General features: G+C 45.8%; 13 protein-coding genes. 10 read left to right on the forward strand and 3 right to left on the reverse strand.

What is annotated here, in order from left to right; all coding sequences use genetic code 11:
* Nucleotides 1-5: 5 nt before the first annotated feature.
* The 6 genes from ACPW7J_RS06675 to ACPW7J_RS06700 all read left to right on the forward strand — a co-directional run bounded on the left by ACPW7J_RS06675 (nucleotide 6) and on the right by ACPW7J_RS06700 (nucleotide 11,013).
* Nucleotides 6-1,754 carry an NADH-ubiquinone oxidoreductase-F iron-sulfur binding region domain-containing protein gene (locus ACPW7J_RS06675; protein WP_425757326.1) on the forward strand — a complete coding sequence of 583 codons (1,749 nt, stop codon included), beginning with the start codon at nucleotides 6-8 and terminating at the stop codon, nucleotides 1,752-1,754.
* Nucleotides 1,755-1,769: 15 nt separating this feature from the next.
* Nucleotides 1,770-5,279, forward strand: a complete 3,510-nt coding sequence (locus ACPW7J_RS06680; protein ID WP_161873294.1) for an NAD(P)-binding protein — start codon at nucleotides 1,770-1,772, stop codon at nucleotides 5,277-5,279.
* A gap of 450 nt (nucleotides 5,280-5,729) precedes the next feature.
* Complete coding sequence (locus ACPW7J_RS06685; RefSeq protein WP_425757328.1) at nucleotides 5,730-7,583, forward strand: NAD(P)-binding protein; 1,854 nt, start codon at nucleotides 5,730-5,732, stop codon at nucleotides 7,581-7,583.
* Nucleotides 7,577-9,310: a [FeFe] hydrogenase, group A gene (locus tag ACPW7J_RS06690; RefSeq protein ID WP_425757330.1), complete on the forward strand. Its 1,734-nt coding sequence runs from the start codon at nucleotides 7,577-7,579 to the stop codon at nucleotides 9,308-9,310. Before ACPW7J_RS06685 ends, ACPW7J_RS06690 begins: the two co-directional genes overlap by 7 nt.
* 132 nt (nucleotides 9,311-9,442) lie before the next feature.
* Complete coding sequence (locus ACPW7J_RS06695; protein WP_425757332.1) at nucleotides 9,443-9,976, forward strand: helix-turn-helix domain-containing protein; 534 nt, start codon at nucleotides 9,443-9,445, stop codon at nucleotides 9,974-9,976.
* Between the two features lie 206 nt (nucleotides 9,977-10,182).
* A complete protein-coding gene (locus tag ACPW7J_RS06700) occupies nucleotides 10,183-11,013 on the forward strand; it encodes an IS3 family transposase (RefSeq protein WP_425757333.1) in 831 nt (276 codons plus the stop codon).
* 148 nt (nucleotides 11,014-11,161) lie between these two features.
* On the opposite strand, the gene ACPW7J_RS06705 is transcribed toward ACPW7J_RS06700, so the two are convergent.
* Both ACPW7J_RS06705 and ACPW7J_RS06710 read right to left on the reverse strand, forming a co-directional pair.
* Entirely contained in the window at nucleotides 11,162-12,493 is a 1,332-nt protein-coding gene (locus tag ACPW7J_RS06705) for an MATE family efflux transporter (RefSeq protein ID WP_425757335.1), read from the reverse strand.
* Between the two features lie 33 nt (nucleotides 12,494-12,526).
* Nucleotides 12,527-12,964 carry a MarR family winged helix-turn-helix transcriptional regulator gene (locus ACPW7J_RS06710; protein WP_161909276.1) on the reverse strand — a complete coding sequence of 146 codons (438 nt, stop codon included), beginning with the start codon at nucleotides 12,962-12,964 and terminating at the stop codon, nucleotides 12,527-12,529.
* Between the two features lie 273 nt (nucleotides 12,965-13,237).
* On the opposite strand from ACPW7J_RS06710, the gene ACPW7J_RS06715 reads away from it, so the two are divergent.
* Nucleotides 13,238-14,650 (forward strand): Sapep family Mn(2+)-dependent dipeptidase, encoded by a 1,413-nt coding sequence (locus ACPW7J_RS06715; RefSeq protein ID WP_425757337.1) that lies wholly within the window; start codon nucleotides 13,238-13,240, stop codon nucleotides 14,648-14,650.
* 61 nt (nucleotides 14,651-14,711) lie between these two features.
* Here ACPW7J_RS06715 and ACPW7J_RS06720 read toward each other — a convergent pair whose 3' ends face one another.
* The gene (locus ACPW7J_RS06720; RefSeq protein WP_425757339.1) at nucleotides 14,712-15,608 is read right to left on the reverse strand and encodes a LysR family transcriptional regulator; all 897 of its coding nucleotides are present in this window, start codon (nucleotides 15,606-15,608) and stop codon (nucleotides 14,712-14,714) included.
* Between the two features lie 181 nt (nucleotides 15,609-15,789).
* Between ACPW7J_RS06720 and ACPW7J_RS06725 the strand changes: the two genes are divergently transcribed.
* The 3 genes from ACPW7J_RS06725 to ACPW7J_RS06735 are packed head-to-tail and all read left to right on the forward strand — an operon-like array spanning nucleotide 15,790 to nucleotide 19,515.
* A complete protein-coding gene (locus ACPW7J_RS06725) occupies nucleotides 15,790-16,935 on the forward strand; it encodes an amidohydrolase family protein (protein WP_251630456.1) in 1,146 nt (381 codons plus the stop codon).
* A gap of 2 nt (nucleotides 16,936-16,937) precedes the next feature.
* Nucleotides 16,938-18,116, forward strand: a complete 1,179-nt coding sequence (locus ACPW7J_RS06730) for an amidohydrolase family protein (RefSeq protein WP_338546405.1) — start codon at nucleotides 16,938-16,940, stop codon at nucleotides 18,114-18,116.
* Entirely contained in the window at nucleotides 18,109-19,515 is a 1,407-nt protein-coding gene (locus ACPW7J_RS06735) for a S10 family serine carboxypeptidase-like protein (protein ID WP_251630454.1), read from the forward strand. The genes ACPW7J_RS06730 and ACPW7J_RS06735 overlap by 8 nt, the downstream gene beginning before the upstream one ends.
* Nucleotides 19,516-19,522 lie beyond the last annotated feature (7 nt).

Here is a 19,522-nt window from a genome sequence, read left to right on the forward strand (position 1 = left end):
AAATAATGAAAGTAATTATAGGACAGGGCAGCTGCGGTATCGCAACCGGAGCAAAGAAGACCCAGGCTGCTTTTGAGGAGCAGATCGCAAAGCATGGCGTGGATGTTACGCTGGATTTTACCGGCTGTGTAGGAACTTGTTATCTGGAACCTATCGTAGACGTTTATGAGGATAACGGCGATATGACCAGATATGTCAAGGTGCAGCCGGATAGAGTAGAGCGAATTGTAGAGGAACACCTGAAAGGCGGAAAGCCGGTAGAGGAGTTCGCTATTTCTGAAGAAGATAAACAGTTTATTGATAAGCAGCAGAGAGTTGTACTCCGTCACTGCGGTTTGATTAACCCTGAGAAGATCGAGGAATATCTGGCTGTAGGTGGATATGAGGCTACCAAAAAGGTTGTCACTTCCATGACGCAGGATGAAGTTATAGAAGAAATTAAAGTGTCCGGTCTGAGAGGCAGAGGCGGCGCAGGCTTCCCGACTTGGTTCAAATGGAACGCGGCAAAGGGTAATCCTGGAAAGGATAAGTACATAGTCTGCAACGCGGACGAAGGCGATCCGGGCGCATTCATGGACAGATCTGTTCTGGAAGGCGATCCACATTCTGTAATTGAAGGTATGACAATCGGCGGTTTTGCTATGGGAGCAACGGAAGGCGTTATCTATTGCCGCGCTGAGTATCCTCTGGCGATTAAGAGATTGGAAATCGCCATGGAGCAGGCGAGAGAAAAGGGCTTCCTTGGCAAGAATATCTTTGGCAGCGGATATGACTTTGATATTCGTATTAAGGCCGGCGCGGGCGCATTTGTCTGCGGTGAGGAAACAGCGCTGATCGCATCCCTGGAAGGCGAAAGAGGAATGCCTAGACTGAAGCCGCCGTTCCCTGCGGCAAAAGGTTACTGGCAGCAGCCAACGAACATTAATAATGTAGAAACTTATGCTAACGTAGCATGGATTATAGCTAACGGCGGCGCTGCATTCGGCGCTATGGGTACTGAAAAATCAAAAGGCACCAAGGTATTTGCTCTGGCTGGAAAGATTAAGAAGGGCGGCCTGGTGGAAGTTCCGATGGGCTTGCCGTTAAAGGACGTAATCTTTGGTATCGGCGGAGGTATTAAGCAGGATAAGCAGTTTAAGGCTGTACAGATGGGCGGACCTTCCGGCGGATGTATTCCGGCTGATTTGATCGATACTCCGGTTACCTATGAGGATATCAACAAGACTGGCGCTATCGTCGGCTCCGGCGGTATGATCGTTATGGATGAGAATACCTGTATGGTGGATATGGCAAGATATTTCCTGGATTTTACCAAGAAGGAATCCTGTGGAAAATGTAATTATTGCAGAATCGGTACAAAGAGAATGCTGGAAATCCTGGAGCGTATTACCAGAGGCGAAGGTAGAGACGGCGATATCGAGCTGTTAGAAGAACTTGCCGGCAAGATTAAGGACGGCGCGATGTGCGGTCTCGGACAGACAGCGCCAAACCCTGTATTGACTACTATCAGATATTTTAGAAATGAGTATGAAGATCATATTTATCATAAAAAGTGTACTGCGAAATCGTGTAAAGAACTGATCAGCTTTGAAATTACTGACGCGTGTAAGGGTTGTACTCTGTGCGCTAAGAAGTGTCCTGTTGGCGCGATTACTGGTGAGGTAAAGGGAAAGCATGTTATCGACCAGACTAAATGCATTAAGTGCGGCAAGTGCGAAGAAAACTGTAAGTTCAACGCTATTGAGAAGAAATAGGGAGGAGGAAATACGATGAAAAAATTCAGAATGAATATTGACGGCAAAGAAGTATTTGGCCTTCCTGGACAGACTATCTTAGAAGTAGCCAGAGAGAATGATATCTTCATTCCAACACTTTGCTTTGATGAAAGAACTGAGATCTATGGCGCATGCGGACTGTGCGTAGTAGAAGTAGAAGGAAATCCTAAACTCTGCAAAGCGTGTGCGACGACCATTGCGGACGGCATGGTTGTTATGACAAATACGGACAGAGTTGTAGAATCCAGAAAAACGAATTTAGAGCTGTTGATTTCTAATCACAACGGCGATTGTAAAGCTCCATGTGCAAAGGCTTGCCCGGCAGGAACTGACTGTCAGGGGTATGTGGGACTGATTGCTAATGGGGAATATGAGGCGGCAAACGAATTGATCAAAGATAGAATTCCGCTTCCTGCATCGATTGGACGTGTATGTCCGCATCCTTGTGAGGACGCATGCAGGAGAGGTTTGGTAGATGAGCCGATCAGCATTGCGGCCCTGAAGCGTTTTGCCGCGGACTACGATATGATGACTGAGGAAGTTTTTGTTCCTGAGATTGCAGAACCGACTGGCAAATCCGTGGCGATTATCGGCGGCGGTCCGATGGGTCTTTCCGCGGCATATTTCCTAAGACAGCAGGGTCATGATGTGACGATTTTCGACGCAATGCCGAAGCTGGGCGGTATGCTCCGTTATGGTATTCCGGAATACAGATTGCCGAAGGAAGTTCTGGATGCGGAAATTGATATCATCGCTTCTATGGGCGTGGAAATTATTCCTAATACTAAGATTGGTGAGGATCTGTCCTTTGAGACGGTTCAGAATGATTTTGACGCTGTACTTCTGGGAATCGGCGCGTGGGTTTCCACAGGCGTAGGATGTCCTGGAGAGGATGCTGACGGTGTAATCGGCGGTATTGATTTCCTCAGAAAGGTTGTCAGAAACGAATATATTGACTTCGGAAAGAAGGTTGCTATCGTCGGTGGCGGAAATACGGCAATGGATGCTTGCAGAACTGCGGTTAGATTAGGCGCGGAAGAAGTATATAACATCTATAGAAGAACAAAGGATGAAATGCCGGCTGACCGTCTGGAAATCGAGGAAGGCGAGGAAGAAGGCGTTATCTTTAAGAACCTGACCAATCCGCTTGAGATCATTAAGGATGAAAACGGCCACGTTAAACAGATGGTATTGCAGGTTATGGAACTGGGAGAGCCTGATGCTTCTGGCAGAAGAAAGCCAATTCCGGTAGAAGGTAAAACTGAAACCATCGATGTAGATACAGTTATTCTGGCTATTGGTCAGGCTGTAGACGCAACTCCGTTTGATGTGGATAAGACCAGAAAGAACGCTATTGCTTACGATCCTGATACATTCATGACCAGCATTCCTGGCGTATTTGCAGGCGGCGACTGTGGTAATGATAAGATTTCTATCGCAGTTGAGGCTATTGCTGATGCAAATAAAGCGGCTATCGTTATCGATTCTTATTTGAATGGTGAGGCAGTAAGCTATGAAGCGCCATATTTCGTAGAGAGAACTGATGTGACAGAAGCTACCTTTGAGGATAGAGAAAGAATGTGCAGAGAGAAGGCTGAACAGCTGACTGCTGCGGAGAGAAAAGATAATTTCAGTGAAGTGGTATACGATGGACTTACAGAGGATCAGGCAGTTGCAGAGGCATCCAGATGTCTGGAATGTGGCTGTCACGATTATTTCGAGTGTAAGCTCATCGACTTTGCTAATCAGTACGAGGTAGATCCTGACAGATTGGCTGGCGATAAGAATATGGTTGAATTTACAGACGATCATCCATTTATCGTCAGGGATCCGAACAAATGTATTCTCTGCGGACTCTGCGTGAGAGTTTGTGACGAGGTCATGGGCGTAGGCGCGCTGGGACTGGTAAATAGAGGATTTGATACAGTGGTTAAACCTAATTTGGAGAAGCCGCTTGCAGAATCAGGCTGTGAATCCTGCGGACAGTGTGTCAGCGTATGTCCGGTAGGCGCATTGCAGGAGAGACAGACGGTACAGAAGGAAGTTCCGCTGGAAACGGATGTTACGGAAACGACCTGTTCTTACTGCTCTGTCGGTTGTACCCTGGATTTAGAATCCTATGCGGATATGTTGATCAAAGCGAATCCGTCCAAAGAGGGAGCAGTCAACGCAGGCATTTGCTGCGGCAAGGGTAAATGGGGCTTTGACACCGCTGTATTGGAAGGAAAAGAAGTAGATCCAAAGATCAAAGACGGTGATGATTTCCGCATGACAGATTATCATGAAGCGTTTGTCATGGCTGCTAAGAAATTGGAAGCAGTTAAAGTAAGACATGGCGCTGATGCTATTGCAGTAGCTATTTCTGACAGATATACTAACGAAGAAGCTTACGCGATGAAGAAGTTTGCACAGGTAGTCGGCGCTAAGACGCTCTGCTTCAACACCAGACACAATGCGTTATATGATGTTCTGGGACTGGATGCTTCTCCAAATACCATTGATGAACTGCTGCGTACAGATGTTATATTCGTACCGGGATTCATCAAGAAGAAAAATCCGGTTATCTGGAATAAGATGAAACAGGCTGCTAAAGCAGGAGCGAAGGTAATCGCTCTCAATACGCCGGAAAGCCAGACTTCTTATGAATTTGCAGATAAGGTTATCGATACAGATAACAGCACAGCATTCCTGAAGGGTTTCGCAAAGGCTCTGCTTGATCTGGGTAGGAAATCCGACACAGAAGGCTTTGATGCATTTTCCGCATCTGTAGCTGACGCTGCGGTATGTGACGAGATCAAGGAAGCTGCAGAAATGTATGCGAATGCTAAGAAGGCAATGATCGTATATCAGCAGAACGTACTCAGCGTAGAAGCTGCTGCCTTGATTGCTGATATTGCTCTGCTCTCTGGACATATCGGAACGCCGAGAGACGGTATTCTGGCAGTAAGACCGAAGAACAATTCTCAGGGCCTGGCAGATATGGGCATTCGCGCAGGTGCAGAAGCAATGGAAGGCGTGAAGGGTCTGGTTATCTTTGGAGAAGATCCAAAGGATGTAGATCTGTCCGGATTGGAATTCCTCATGGTTTCCGACATCTATATGACGGAAACTGCTAAGAAAGCGGATGTATTCATTCCTGGCACTGGATTTGCCAGCACAGATGGAACTTACACCAATACAGAGCGCAGACTGTTGCCGGTAGAAGCAGCCATTTGCGAAGATGTTGACTTTAGCAACTGGGAAATCGCTGCGGAATTGGCACATGTATTCGAGGAAGAATTCGAATTCGAAGATGAAGCTGATATTTCCTGGGAAATGGATGATACCCTGCCGCTCTACAAGTATGCAGAGATAGGAGAAGTTTTGGGCGGCGTTATGAAACCTGCGTGCCCTAAGTTTGTCCCGGCTGCAGACGCAAAAATGGTAGACGTTTTACCTTGCACTGACGCTTTGATGAACATGATGGAAGATAGAATTCCTCCTGTGGCTAAAGCGACAAAATAAGCTGGAAAAAGGTTAAAAGAACGATAAAAGACTGCATGAATTCAGCCAACAGCGCTGGGTTCGCCGCAGTCTTTTTTTCTATGAAAAATGCAATGAAATATGTGGATAACTTGTGTCTTGACAAATTCAAATATGCGTGAAACAGTTGAATTTACTAGTGTATATCAATTTTTGTTTTCCACATGAGGATAAGGATAAAATTGTATACAATACTGTTATATCTGTGCAAAAACTGTGGAAACCTTAAAAAATGCAAAAGGGTGGAATGTGGAAAATTCGTGAAAAATGTAGAACAATTTTGGCAAAAAATATTCAGAATATAGCGAAACAAGTATACATTACTTTTTTGCTAAATTTATTCAAATTTTTTCAAAATATGATATAATAATTGGGAAGTTTTAAGGTTTGGGATGTGTAAAATCATCCCGCAAATAGGAGGTTTATATAGTAATGGAAAGACTGTACATGAAGTCAAAGGACCAGGCCCAGCTCGCGGTAGAAGGTCTGTACAGAGATCTGGAGCGAAGAATTATCTCCAGCCCTGCAGGACAATGTCCGGTAGATATGGCGGCTGCTTTTCTTCGGATGTGCCATGCCCAAAGCTGCGGTAAATGTGTGCCGTGCAGAGTAGGTCTGGGACAGCTTCAGATCATGTTGGAGGACATCCTGTCCATGGATGTTAATTTGGATCTGAAGGTATTGGATAAGCTGGAAAGAACAGCAAAAGCGATTCAGGCAGCATCGGACTGCGCCATCGGTATGGAGGCGGCATCAATGGTACTGCGTGGTTTGGCCGGTTTCAGAGAGGATTATGAGTCTCATATTCTGAATCATTGCTGTGCTGACAATATTATCAACAAGCGGCAGGCCGTACCTTGCAGAGGAGGATGTCCAGCCGGTGTAGATGTACCTGGGTATGTAGCTCTAGTTCACGCCGGCTGTTATGACGACGCGGTAAGACTGATCAGAAAGGATAATCCGTTCCCTACAGTTTGTGCTTTGATATGCGAACATCCATGTGAAGAAAAGTGTAGGAGAAACATTATAGACGCGCCGGTTAATATCAGAGGCATCAAAAGATATGCCGTTGACAACTGTTCAGAAAATGTACCGGTTCCGCAAAGAATGGACAGTACAGGTAAGAAAATTGCCGTTATCGGCGGCGGGCCATCGGGACTTTCTGCAGCATATTTCCTTTCTGTTATGGGACATGATGTTACTGTATTTGAAAAAAGGACGCAGCTAGGAGGTATGTTTCGCTATGGCATTCCTAGCTATCGTTTGCCGAGAGAAAAGCTGCAATGGGATATCGATGCCATCGCTTCCGCCGGCGTAGAATTTAAAACAGATTATGACGTAGAATCCGATGACGCTATCAAAGAGATCAAAGAAAACTACGATGCGATGTATTTGTCTATCGGTTCTCACAACCATAAGAATTTGGGTATTCCGGGAGAGTATGCCAAAGGTGTAATTCCTGCCGTTGAAATGCTCAGAGGTATCGGCGATGATGCTATGCCTGATTTTAATGGAAAATCTGTTATTGTTGTAGGCGGCGGAAATGTTGCTATGGATGTTGCGCGAACTGCTAAGCGTCTGGGCGCCAGTGAAGTCTGTATCGTTTACAGAAGACGAAGAGACGATATGACAGCGCTTCCTGACGAGATTGGAGGCGCTATTGCGGAGGGATGCCTTTTGATGGAACTAAAAGCACCGTCAGAAATAATTGTCGATAAAAACGGTAATGTGAAAGGACTTTATGTTCAGCCTCAAATCGCAGGAGAATCCGATAAGTCCGGACGTCCGAGACCGGTAGAGGCGGAGCAGCCAAGAGAGAAACTCCTTTGTGATATTATTATCTCAGCTATCGGGCAGGCTACAGATTTGGGCTTTTTTGAAAAGTATGGTATTCCAGTATTTCGCGGAAATATCAAAACAGAGAGAACCAACGTAGTGGACAAGGTGCAGGGGATTTATGCAGGCGGGGACTGTGTTACAGGACCGTCTACGGTTATCAACGCTATTGCTGCCGGTAAAGTTGCCGCGGCCAATATTGATAATTATCTGGGATATAATCATGAGATTACATGCGACATCGAAATACCGGTACCGCCGACAGAAGATAAGAAGGCAAGAGGAAGAATCGAAATGAAGGAGAGATACGCTTCAGAAAGAGGCGGAGATTTCGGCGCTATAGAGCTTCCAATGACGAGACAGGAATCTCTGGCGGAATGTTCCAGGTGTCTGCGTTGCGACGCCTGTGGATTTGGTTCATTCAGAGGAGGCAGAATAGAAAAATGGTAAAATTAAAAATAGATGGACAGAATATTTCAGTTCCACAGGGAACAACGATTTTGGAAGCGGCAGAAAGGGTTGAAATCAAAATTCCCCATCTCTGCTATTTGAAAGATATCAATGAAATCGGCGCATGCAGAGTATGCCTTGTTGAAAAGGTTGGTATGGAAAAGCTGGTTACTGCATGTAATACAGAAGTAGAGGAGGGCATTGAAATCCTGACAAACAGTCCTCGTGTGAGAGAGGTCAGACGCATTAACGTAGAATTCATTCTGTCTGATCACGACTGTAAATGTGTTCAGTGTGTCAAGAGCGGTAATTGTACTTTGCAGAAGATCGCCAATGATTTAGGCATCATTGAGCAGCCGTATAAAAATATCGCAGATGTTAACCGGTGGGATTTTGAACTTCCTTTGATTCGTGAGGCATCCAAGTGTGTCAAGTGTATGCGTTGCGTACAAATATGTGATAAGGTGCAGGGATTGAATGTATGGGATATTACAGGCTCTGGCTATAGAACCTCTGTTGGCGTAGCAAGAAATAAAAGAATCACGGAATCAGATTGCGCCCTTTGTGGACAGTGCATTACCCATTGTCCGGTGGGAGCTCTCAGAGAGCGAGACGATTTGAGCTTGCTCCGCGATGCCCTTGCGGATCCCGACAAAATCACCATGGTACAGATTGCACCGGCGATTCGTACTGCATGGGGTGAAGGAATTGGAATTTCTAAAACAGAAGCTACTACGGGCAAGCTGGTCAGCGCGCTGCGCAGAATTGGTTTTGACTACATATTTGATACAACCTATAGCGCAGATTTAACGATTATGGAGGAAGGCAGCGAGTTTATTGAACGGTTTACCAATAAGGAGCAGTATCATTGGCCGATGTTCACTTCCTGTTGTCCGGGCTGGGTAAGATTTGTGAAGACCCAGTATCCGGAGTATGTAAAGAATCTTTCTACGGCTAAATCACCGCAGCAGATGTTTGGCGCGATGTCTAAGACTTATATCGCACAGAAGATGGGCGTTGATCCAGATCTAGTTTATTCGGTATCTATTATGCCTTGCTTATCAAAGAAGTATGAAAAAGGTGTAATGCAGGTAGATGATGCCGGACATGGCAAGGATGTAGATTTGGTGCTGACAACCAGAGAACTGGATCGCCTCATTCGCGCTGATAATATTCAGGCTCATGATTTGAAAGAGGAGGAGTTTGACTTTATTTTCGGAGAAGGATCCGGTGCAGGTGTGATCTTCGGCGCAACCGGCGGCGTCATGGAAGCTGCCCTTCGCAGCGCGTATTTTCTCATTACCGGTGAAAATCCGGAAGCAGACAGCTTTAAAAGCGTACGCGGCATGGACGGCTGGAAAGAGGCAACCTTTGAGATCAAGGGACTCAAAGTGCGCGTCGCGGTTGCCAGTGGACTGGGAAATACTCGCAAGCTGATGGAAGCCATCAAAAAAGGTGAGGTTTCCTACGATTTCGTGGAAATTATGGCATGTCCGGGCGGCTGTGTAGGCGGCGGCGGACAGCCGGTGAAAGACGGATGTGAATTTGCTGAGGCGAGGGGAGAAATTCTTTACGGCCTGGATAAATTCTCCGGACTACGTTTTTCTCACGAGAATACAGCAGTACGGCTGACATACGAGGAGTTTCTCGGCGAGCCCAATTCCCACAGAGCCCATGAACTGCTGCATACAGAGCTTGCGGACTGGAGCCTCGAGATGAACAGATAAAATATTAGGCAAGGGGCCCCTTTTTCTTTGGAAAATCCATAAAATGGGCGTTTTTTTAGTCGGATGATATGCTCCCTCTTAGGTAGACAAGAGAAATAATATAAAATTGTCGCTTAGGAGGGAGCATTTTCAATGAAACGAAAGAAGATATCAAGTTCTGAAAAAATAACGGCAGTAAATTTGTACACGGAAGGTCGAATCAGCCAAAAACAACTTGCAGAAATGTATGATGTAAGTCTATCATCTGTGCGGCAGTGGATTCGTAATTATGAGGCTCTGGGAAATGACGCGTTTCAACAGAAATACAAAAAATATTCCAAAGAACTCAAATATCAGGCTGTACAGGATTACCTAAATGGTGTGGGTTCACAGGATGAAATCTGCAGAAAATACGGAATTCGTTCAAGATCCAAACTACAACTGTGGATTATGATGTATAATAGTGGTATGGACTCTAAAACAAATTCATCAGGAGGTTCCGCCACTATGACAAAAGGAAAGAAAACCACATTTGATGAGCGTACTAAAATCGTAGAATACTGTATTGCGCATGATAGAAATTATGCGCAGACTGCGAAATTGTTTGGAATATCATATCAGCAGGCTCGCAACTACACCATCAAGTATGAAGAAGCAGGAGTGAATGGCTTAATAGATGGAAGATGACATCGTAAATCCGAAGAGGAAATGAGTGAACTTGAAAAACTTCGTGCAGAGAATCGAATGTTACGAGCAGCCAATAAGCGGGCAGAGATGGAGGTATCTTTTCTAAAAAAATTAGAGGAAATCGAGAGGAGGCGGGGCTGAGCCTGATTCGCCAGGAATTCATATATCAGGCAATCAAAGAAGAACATGAAACACATGGCTATCCGGTGTCTGCATTATGCAAAATCGGAGGGGTCTGTCGTGCTGCCTACTACAAATGGTTGCAGCATGAGATATCTGCCCCTGAACTGGAAAACAGAAAAATTGCAGAAATCGTAAAAACAATTCACGTAGAAAGTCCGGACAAGGGATATCGCAGAATTAGAGATGACCTGCAGCGGTATTGCCAAATTGATGTAAATGACAAGCGGATACTGAGAATCTGCCGCAAGTTGGGCATCAAGTCTACCATCAAGTATAAAAACAAAGGCTGTACACAGCATGCAGACAAACCACAGTTCATCGCAGAGAATATTTTAAACAGACAGTTCCATGCTGATGCACCGAACCAGAAGTGGCTGACGGATGTTACAGAATTCAAATATTACGGAGAAGACACAAAGCATAAGATATATCTCAGTGCCATCTTAGACTTGTATGATCGAAGAATTGTTGCCTACACCATTGGCGATTCCAATAGCAATCATCTTGTTTTCAACAATTTTGATGACGCTGTAGCAAAGAATCCGAATGCACACCCACTGTTTCACAGCGATCGGGGCTTTCGGTACACAAATCGGACATTCCACACAAAGATTGAGGAGGCCGGAATGACACAGAGTATGTCGAGAGTAGGTAAATGTATTGACAATGGTCCGATGGAAGAGTTTTGGGGAATTCTAAAACGGGAACGGTACTATGGGAAGAAGTTTACTGACAGGGATAGCCTGGTCGCAATGATTGAAGATTACATCGAATACTACAACAAACGCCTGCAGCGGAAGCTGGGAGTCTTGACACCGCTCGAGAAGCATCAGTCATATTTGCAGGCGGCATAAAGATACCAGCTGGAATATATATCCAGCTGGCAGAAAATCTTATATTTTTTCGTTTGTCTACTTGACGGGTAGCAGTTCAGGAAAAGGTGTAAAGCTCCCCTTTTGCTAGAGATAGACAGGAAAAGGGGAGCGTAGGATCAAAATAGCTTTATAGATAATGATATTTTTTTCGATTTAACACCAGGCAGGTCACAGTGACGATTAGCGTCAGAATTTCCGCCGTAACGCCGGACATCCAGATGCCGGTCAATTCTAGAAGCAACGGCAGAATCAGGATGATAGATACCTGAAATACCAGTGTTCTGAGAAAGGAAATCAAAGCGGAAAGAAGCCCGTTGTTCAGCGCCGTGAAGAAGGAGGAACCGAAGATGTTGATGCCGCAGATCAGAAACGACATGGCGCAGATCCGGAAACCGCCGCAGGTCATAGAGAACAGCTCCTTGTCGTAACCGACGAAAATGGCGGCAAGGGGTACTGTCAGAAGCTGTGCCATGGCAACTAGTATAACGCCGGTACACACAATGGCGCGGACGCTTTTTTTGAACAGATTTTTTAGTTCTGCATAATTTTCTGCGCCGTAATTATAGCTGACAATCGGTGCGCAGCCCATACTATAGCCCAGATAGATAGCAGCAAAGATGAAGTTGACGTACATGATTGTGCCGTAAGCGGCGACGCCGTTTTCTCCGGCAAACTTAAGAAGCTGCAGATTGTAAAGGGCGCCGACCAGAGAAGAGGAAAGACTGCTTAAAAGCTCAGAAGAACCGTTGGTGCAGGCTTTTAACAGTGCCTTTGGATAGAATTTAGTTCGAGTCAGTGCAAGCAGGCTGTTGTTCTTCCTTGTAAAGTAAACGATTGGGAAAATGCCTCCAAAGATTTCTCCGATGGCAGTAGCGATTGCCGCGCCGGCAATACCCCAGTGAAATACTGCGATGAACAGAAAGTCAAACACCATGTTGAGGACGCCGGAAATAATGGAGACGTAAAGTCCCAGCTTTTGTTTTTCCGCGGCGACAAAGAAGGTTTGAAAGGCGCACTGCAGCATAAAGCAGGGCAGTGAAATCAGCATAATGCGGCAATAAAGCACGCAGTATTCCAGCAGTTCACCTTCTGCGCCCAGCAGAATGGATATGGGGCGGACAAAAATCTGTGCCACCAGGGAAATGGTGACGCCGCCGATGATTAAAGCGTAAATCAGCATGGAAAAATACTGATTGGCAAGATCCTGTTTCTTTTCTCCTAAGGTTTTCGCAACGATGGCGCTGCCGCCGGTACCCAGCATAAAACCAATGGCGCTGAGCGCTCCGAAAATTGGCATAATCAGGTTGACTGCAGCGAAAGCTGTTTTGCCCACAAAGTTGGACACGAAAAGACCATCGATAATCGAGTAAATGGATGTAAAAATCATCATGACGATAGATGGCAGGACAAAGAGAAAGAGTTTTTTATATGTGAAATGTTCTGATAGTTGTATTCGCATGTAGAATCCCTCCTTTTGCAATTTAGGTATATGTTATTTCAAGGATGCAACTTCCTGACGCAAGTTGCCAAGATACCTGCGCATGAGCTGCAGCAGTACCTCGCCGCTATCACCCAGCGCAGAAAACGCACGCATTTCCATACCCATGACAGGGAGAATTTTCTCTTCAACAATCTTATGCCCGCTGTCTGTCAGATAGATTTGCAAATTGCGGCCTTTGCCTTTTTCCAAATAAATATAGCCGTTTGATTCCAGTTTGCGGATGGAGGAATTGACGGTCTGCTTACTGAGATAGGAATTGTCGCAGATGTCTTTCTGCGTGCAGCCTTCTCCCAGACAGCACAAATCGTAGAGAATGCTGATTGCGCTGTTGCAGGAGCCAAGACGCATGGCGACTTCCCTGTAAATATCGCTTTCTTCCTTATATAGACGGTTGAACTCCAAAAATTCTGGACTTAAAACTGTTTTCATCAAAAAAACCTCCTGTATGAACTGTCGCTTGCCGTAAGCAGCGAAAACTGAGACAAGTCCGAAATCGGACTTTTGACAACAATATATAGCATAGTCCGAAGTCGGACTCGTGTCAAGAGGAATTTTACCGTGTATAATCGGGCAAGAAGACTACAAGATAGCAATTTGTATTATATAACAAAAAGAAAAGGCTTTTTACAAGAAATCCTATTGACAGCACTAAAAGCCATGATAGAATGATACTGTAAACACAAGAGAAAGAAGGTTAGGAAAATGGAACAGAGGATACTGGATACTATGCCGCAGGTAAAGGCTTATTTTGAAGCGCATCGTGCAGAGTTTCTGCAGGATTTAGCAGCGTTAATCGCTATAGATAGCCAAAGAACAGAGGCGAAAGAGGGTATGCCTTACGGGGAAGGTCCGGCGCAGGCGCTGGCAAAAACGCTGGAAATCGCCGCAGGCTATGGACTTTACACGGAAAACTGGGAGAATTATGTAGGCATTATTCAGCTGGACGACAGCAAAGAGCGGAAATTGGAAATCCTGGCGCACTTGGACGTCGTGCCGGAGGGTAAAGGCTGGACAGTAACAGAGCCTTTTGTGATGAAAGAAGTGGACGGAAAAGTATACGGCAGAGGAACCGCTGATGATAAGGGACCAGCGCTTGCTGCCATTTACGCACTTCGCGCGATCAAGGAACTGGGAATTTCTCTGCAGCAAGGGGTCCGGGTTGTAGTCGGCTGCGACGAAGAATGCGGCAGTTCTGATTTGGACTACTATTGGACAAAGACAAGCCCTGCGGAGATGACATTCTCACCAGATGCGGATTATCCTTTGATTAACTTGGAAAAAGGGCATTTCGGTGTGAAAATTAATGGAATTCTGCCAAAACAGACAGGCGTTGTAAAGATTCAATCGGTGCAGTGCGGCACTAAGAGCAACGTCATTCCGGCAGACGCGGAGGCTGTGATTTCTGGTGTTTGTGAAGAAGAGATGCGAAAGCTCCTTGCGCAGCTGGCGGAAGAAACCGGTGTAGAAACTGCGCTTGCATCTGAGGGCACACAGCTTCACGTTGCCTTAAAAGGCATTGCCGCCCATGCGGCAGATCCTGACGCGGGCAACAATGCGGCGACAGCAATGTTGCAGCTACTAGCGAAACTGCCGGAGGCAGATTTTTCAATGCTTAAGGCGCTGCACGAAATCTTTCCCCATGGCGATGGTCACGGCAGATCTGCAGGCATTTACGGACAGGATGAGGAATCCGGTGAAATCAGTGTGTCCTTTAATATTTTGAACATCGATGAAACGGGAAATCTCTTTGCAGAGGTGGACAGCCGGACGCCGATTTCCATGAGCGAACCTGATTTTGCGCCGCTGCCTGAGAAACTGAAGGCAGCCGGTTATACAGCAGAGACCAGTATTAGCGCGCCGCATTATGTATCGCCGGATACACCGCTTGTCAAGACACTTCTTGCACATTATGAAACATGGTTTGGCGAAAAGGGAGAATGTATCGCCATCGGCGGCGGTACTTATGTGCACGGTTTACCGGGCGGCGTTGCTTTTGGCTGCGCAAAGCTTAATGTGGATAACAAAATGCATGGACCGGATGAGTTTGCGGAAATTGATCAGCTACTGGTAAGCGGAATGCTGTTTGCGACCGCGATTTATGATTTGTGTAAATAAGGATGTAATGACTTAGTGCAAAAAACGGGAAATCTTTTCTGAGATTTTCCCGTTTTTTTCTTTAATATGTTTTCTTGTTTTCATAGTAATCTATTACAAATCGGTAGAATGGGTGAGCTTCAATCTTGGGACGATTTGCGCTGTAAACCAAATAAAAAGTCAGCTGATGGTTGTTTGCAGGAGCTTGAAAGGGCAGCGCACAGAGATGAGGATACTGGTTCAGAATAGGAGCACAACGGCTCTGAGGCGCAAGAGAGAAGTCTCCCGGTTTTGTAATCATGGACGGAAGGAAATTGCTATTGCAGACACTGGAGGAAATCTTCAGAGATGCCGGAAAAATTTCAATCTGGTCAGCCGAGTAGGTAATCAGATGACCGTCAGCAAGATCCTCTGCATGGATGATCTCTTTTTTTGAAAGAGGGTCCGTACGGCACAGCAGGATGGATAAGGAGTCAGAAAACAGCGGGGCGAAGCTTATTTGCTGTAAATTGTTTAACGCACCTGTAGTTGCATGAAGGAAATAAAAATCAATTTCTTCTGAAAGAAGTTTGCTGAACGCAACATCATTTACCATGGTGTCATTTATAAAATTGACTGTCCAGTGAGGATTTGAAGACATAAAAGCGGAGACTACCTGCGGCAGCTCTGAATAGATTGCCAGCGAAAGCAGGGCAATATTAATACTACCGCCCTCTTGGTGGGTCGAAGAAAAGCTTTCCATTTTGTGGAGAAATCCTTTCCATTGTGCAATTAGCACGCTGGCATTTTCTACAAAGTGGTGTCCGGCATCGGTTAGCTCTACACTGCGGTTGTTTCTCAGGAGGAGTACCATGCCTAGTTCTTTTTCGACTCTGGTAATTCTTTGGGATACGGCAGACTGGGTTAGGAATAGTTTTGCTGCCGCTTTAGTAATGCTCTTTTCTTCCGCCACTGACAAGACGCAGAGAATATCCTTCATATCAATCATTTCAGACAATCCTTTCTTATCATTAATCTATTTTACGATGCCATTATAAATGATAAATTTACAAAAGGCAAGGAAAGACGTAAACTTTACTTAGAATAACATGTTATTGAACACATCAGTCGTCGTCAGCAAGATTGATAGAGTCAAAACTTTGAAACGAAAGGAAGCTTAGATGGAAAAGAAATTAGCAATTCAGTGCGGTAGACTGCTGCAGCCAGACGGTACTTATAAGGATAGGCAGACCGTGATTGTAGAAAAGAATAAAATAAGAGAAGTGCGGGATGGTTTTATCGCCTTTGCTGACTGTCAGATTATAGACGCAAAGGATAAGTGGGTGACACCAGGGCTTATTGAATCCCACGGTCACCTGGCAACAGGGAATGACACCAATGAGATGACAACAAATCCAGTTAGACCATTTTTTTCTGTTAGAGAAGCAATCAGCCCAATAGATCCAGCCATCGCAAAGGTGCGCGGCGGCGGTTTTACTACATACTGCATTTTACCGGGTTCAGAAGCTTTAATCAATGGCACCGGTGTGACGATAAAATTAAAAGATGCGGCAGTCGTCGATGAGATAGAATTGGCAGAGTGCCAGCCACTGAAGCTGGCGCTGGGAGACAATCCTAAAATGTTTATGGGGAAAAAAGGTGTTTCACCAGCTAGCCGCATGGGAAACGCCGCAGTACTGCGGCAGGCATTTTACAGTGTAAAGGCGCAGCTTGACGCGGGAAATTTTGATTTTGAAAGCGCAGCAAACTGGCAGAACATTCCTGTAGCAGAGGCGCTGCAGGGAAAGAGACTGGTGAAAATTCATTGTCATGATCCACGGGATATCGTTACGGCCGTCAAAATTTCTGAGGAGTTTGGTCTCGATTATACGTTGGAGCATGTGACCGGCGGCAGATTAGTTGCAGAGTTTTTGGGGCAACATAATGTTCGCTGCTGCCTGGGACCGCTTTTGATGAATCCGCTGAAATATGAACTTGAAACAATTGATCCGGTCAATCCTGGTATGTTGGAGCGGGAAGGCGTAAAGTTTTCCCTAATTCAGGATGCGTCGTGGGATACAGATACTTTGATGCTGCCATCGCTTGCAGGGGTCTGTACCGCTTATGGACTGTCACAGGAGGCAGCGATGCGGGGGCTTACGATAGAGGCGGCAAGAAACCTGCATTTGGAACATAGAATCGGTGCAGTGGAAGTAGGAAAGGACGCAGACCTTGCGGTATTTAATGGAAATCCGCTTTTAAATACGACGAACTGTGAAATGACGATGATAGACGGAATAATTTACAATTATAAAAAGGAGGCGTAGCTATGAGCATGACAGTAATGAAAGCAAAGACAATCATTGTATCTCCTGACAGGGTTCTAACGCCGGGTATTATGATCATTGAAGATGGAAAAATAAAATCAATTGGTATGAGTACGAAATACCCTGAAACAGCAGAGGTAGTGGACGCAGGGGAATATGAGATTTATCCTGGATTTATCGATGCGTCCAGCCATCTTGGTATCAACAAAGAACCATTCAACTATATGGAAGATACTTGGGACGGCTGTGATTTAGGCGCAGCAATGCAGCCGCAGTTAACTACGGCAGATGGATTTGATCCGTTTTCACAGGCGATTGAAAGAGCCAGAGCGGTCGGTATTACGACAGCTTATGCTGCGGCTGGCCATGGCGTGATTATAGATGGACAGGGAATTGCGTTTAAGCTAAGGAAAAGTGAAACGGCAGATGAAATGTTTCTGCCAGGTACGCAGCAGCTGCATTTGTGTGTTGGTGATTACCCGCTGATGGGTTTTAAACAGAAAGGGCAGCCGCCAATGACCCGCATGGCGCTGATGGATATGCTCTACAGTGAACTTTGCCGTGTAAAGGATGTGGTGGAAAGCGGTGAAAAACCAGCTGATCCGAAAACCGTAGTATTGGCAAAGGCGTTGAAGCGAGAAATAAAGGTGAGGGTTTACGTCTTGGCAGCCCAGGATATTCCTCCTGCCGTAAAGCTTTGTGAGGAATTTGGACTGGACTATATTCTGGATGGCCTTTACGAAGCGTGGAAGCTTCCTGAATTCTGGACAGCACATGCCCAAACAGTGCTGCTGAACGGTGTGCCGTTTGGACCGATGCAGAACTCAATGGCGGCCAAATATGATATGTCCATGGAATGCTTTTCCGTACTAGAAGAGGCTGGGTGCGATATTGTGCTGACTGCGGATGGTGTGACAACAACAAGGATGCTGCCGTATATGGCGGGCTTTGCGATGGGTCATGGTTTATCCGAAAAACATGCGCTGGCATCCATCACTACTTTGCCTGCGGAACTGCTAGGCTTGTCAGAACATATCGGCACGTTAGAAGAAGGAAAGGATGCAGATTTCTCAATTTATACAGGAAATGCGCTGCTGTCCACCTCAAAGTGTGTTGCGACATATGTGGATGGAAAGCAGGTGTACGCGGATGCAGAATTTGGAGGGAGAAAACATGAATAAAATTCATCCATATACGACAGAAACTTTTCAGCCGCTTCACGCTGCTCAGAAATTAGAAGCACCATTGCGTGACGGCAGGATTGCATTTGAAGCGGTGACAGAGGATCACAGCTTTTATGATGAGGAAGGCAGAACAGAAGCTGTAATTTCAACAATTTCTTATCTCAGAACGGATGATGAAAACAGCCAGCGACCGGTTATGTTTTTGTGGAATGGGGGACCTGGCAGTGCGGTCTCCATGTTGCAGCTGGAATGCTTTGGCCCTTACTGTATTGCCAGAGACGAAGAAAAAAATCCAATCTATGGGCTGGAAATAGAAGCAGACACGATTTTGGACCTTTGTGACCTTGTATATATGGATCCGGTGGGAGTAGGATATTCCAGACTCTTTCGGGACGAAGCAGCGAAACATTACTTTTCGGTGGACGGGGATGCACGCAGTATTGCTTTTGCTATTGTCAGCTGGCTGAAAAAGCATCAAAGATGGAACAGCCCAGTATATTTATGCGGAGAGAGCTACGGCACAATCAGAGCCTGCAGGGTACTGGATGAATTGGGAAGAAATCCGTTCTATGGAAATCGGATGATGCTCGGAGTGCCGGTAGCCGGTGTCATTTTAATTGGTTCGGCGCTCTCTGTGGGAAAGTCGGGAAACGAATTGATTGACCCTGCCCTGGAACTCGTTACGGCGGCACTTCCATCTATGGCGGCAGTTAACTGGTATCATAATCATCAGGAAGACGAGGAAAGAAACGCTTTTGTGGAGGCAGCCTGGACATTTGGAAGAACACGGCTTTTGCCGGCGCTCTTTGCAGGAGATGACTGCAGTCTGGAGGAAATAAAGGAGCTTGCGGCGGAACTTGCCAAATATACAGGAATGGACGCTGCGTATTTTGAAAATAGCAGATTAAAACTGCGGACTCTGGATGATTTTATGACCCAGGTGGTTCGTCATAAAGAACGCCGTGTTGATTTATATGACGGGCGCGTGACGTCACCTCTTGCGGGAGTCTATAATATGGTTGGCGATGGAAATATACCTCTTTCGGTTATGAATGGTATTCTGACGCCGAAGCTAGGTGTGGATACGCAGCGAATATATTATACTGGTAATCTGAATGTATATCCTGACTGGAACTACACTGCGGAAAATGGAAAATCCCACATGGACTGTCTGCGAGAGGCAGCAGAACGGATGCCGGATATGAAAATTTTCATGGCAAGCGGGCTATACGATCTCTGCACATTAGCTGGAAATACCAGATATCAGTTTAGCCACAGCGGAATTGCTTATGGGAGGGTTGTGACAAAGGAATATCCCGGCGGACATGGCGTTTACTCCAGCAAAGAAGGAAAAGCCGCGTTTTTACAGGATGTGAGATCGATGATAAAGGAGTGATGAACGG

It is taken from the genome of Ihubacter sp. rT4E-8 (assembly GCF_049852125.1).
In the GTDB taxonomy this organism is placed as follows: domain Bacteria; phylum Bacillota; class Clostridia; order Peptostreptococcales; family Anaerovoracaceae; genus Senimuribacter.

What these genes read in the sequence shown, in the direction of transcription:
- ACPW7J_RS06730 (WP_338546405.1), top strand. Translation starts at nt 16,938, where the DNA reads ATGAGCATGACAGTAATGAAAGCAAAGACAATCATTGTATCTCCTGAC.
- ACPW7J_RS06695 (WP_425757332.1), top strand. Translation starts at nt 9,443, where the DNA reads ATGAAACGAAAGAAGATATCAAGTTCTGAAAAAATAACGGCAGTAAAT.
- ACPW7J_RS06705 (WP_425757335.1), bottom strand. Translation starts at nt 12,493, where the DNA reads ATGCGAATACAACTATCAGAACATTTCACATATAAAAAACTCTTTCTC.
- ACPW7J_RS06675 (WP_425757326.1), top strand. Translation starts at nt 6, where the DNA reads ATGAAAGTAATTATAGGACAGGGCAGCTGCGGTATCGCAACCGGAGCA.
- ACPW7J_RS06725 (WP_251630456.1), top strand. Translation starts at nt 15,790, where the DNA reads ATGGAAAAGAAATTAGCAATTCAGTGCGGTAGACTGCTGCAGCCAGAC.
- ACPW7J_RS06735 (WP_251630454.1), top strand. Translation starts at nt 18,109, where the DNA reads ATGAATAAAATTCATCCATATACGACAGAAACTTTTCAGCCGCTTCAC.
- ACPW7J_RS06690 (WP_425757330.1), top strand. Translation starts at nt 7,577, where the DNA reads ATGGTAAAATTAAAAATAGATGGACAGAATATTTCAGTTCCACAGGGA.
- ACPW7J_RS06720 (WP_425757339.1), bottom strand. Translation starts at nt 15,608, where the DNA reads ATGAAGGATATTCTCTGCGTCTTGTCAGTGGCGGAAGAAAAGAGCATT.
- ACPW7J_RS06680 (WP_161873294.1), top strand. Translation starts at nt 1,770, where the DNA reads ATGAAAAAATTCAGAATGAATATTGACGGCAAAGAAGTATTTGGCCTT.
- ACPW7J_RS06710 (WP_161909276.1), bottom strand. Translation starts at nt 12,964, where the DNA reads ATGAAAACAGTTTTAAGTCCAGAATTTTTGGAGTTCAACCGTCTATAT.
- ACPW7J_RS06715 (WP_425757337.1), top strand. Translation starts at nt 13,238, where the DNA reads ATGGAACAGAGGATACTGGATACTATGCCGCAGGTAAAGGCTTATTTT.
- ACPW7J_RS06685 (WP_425757328.1), top strand. Translation starts at nt 5,730, where the DNA reads ATGGAAAGACTGTACATGAAGTCAAAGGACCAGGCCCAGCTCGCGGTA.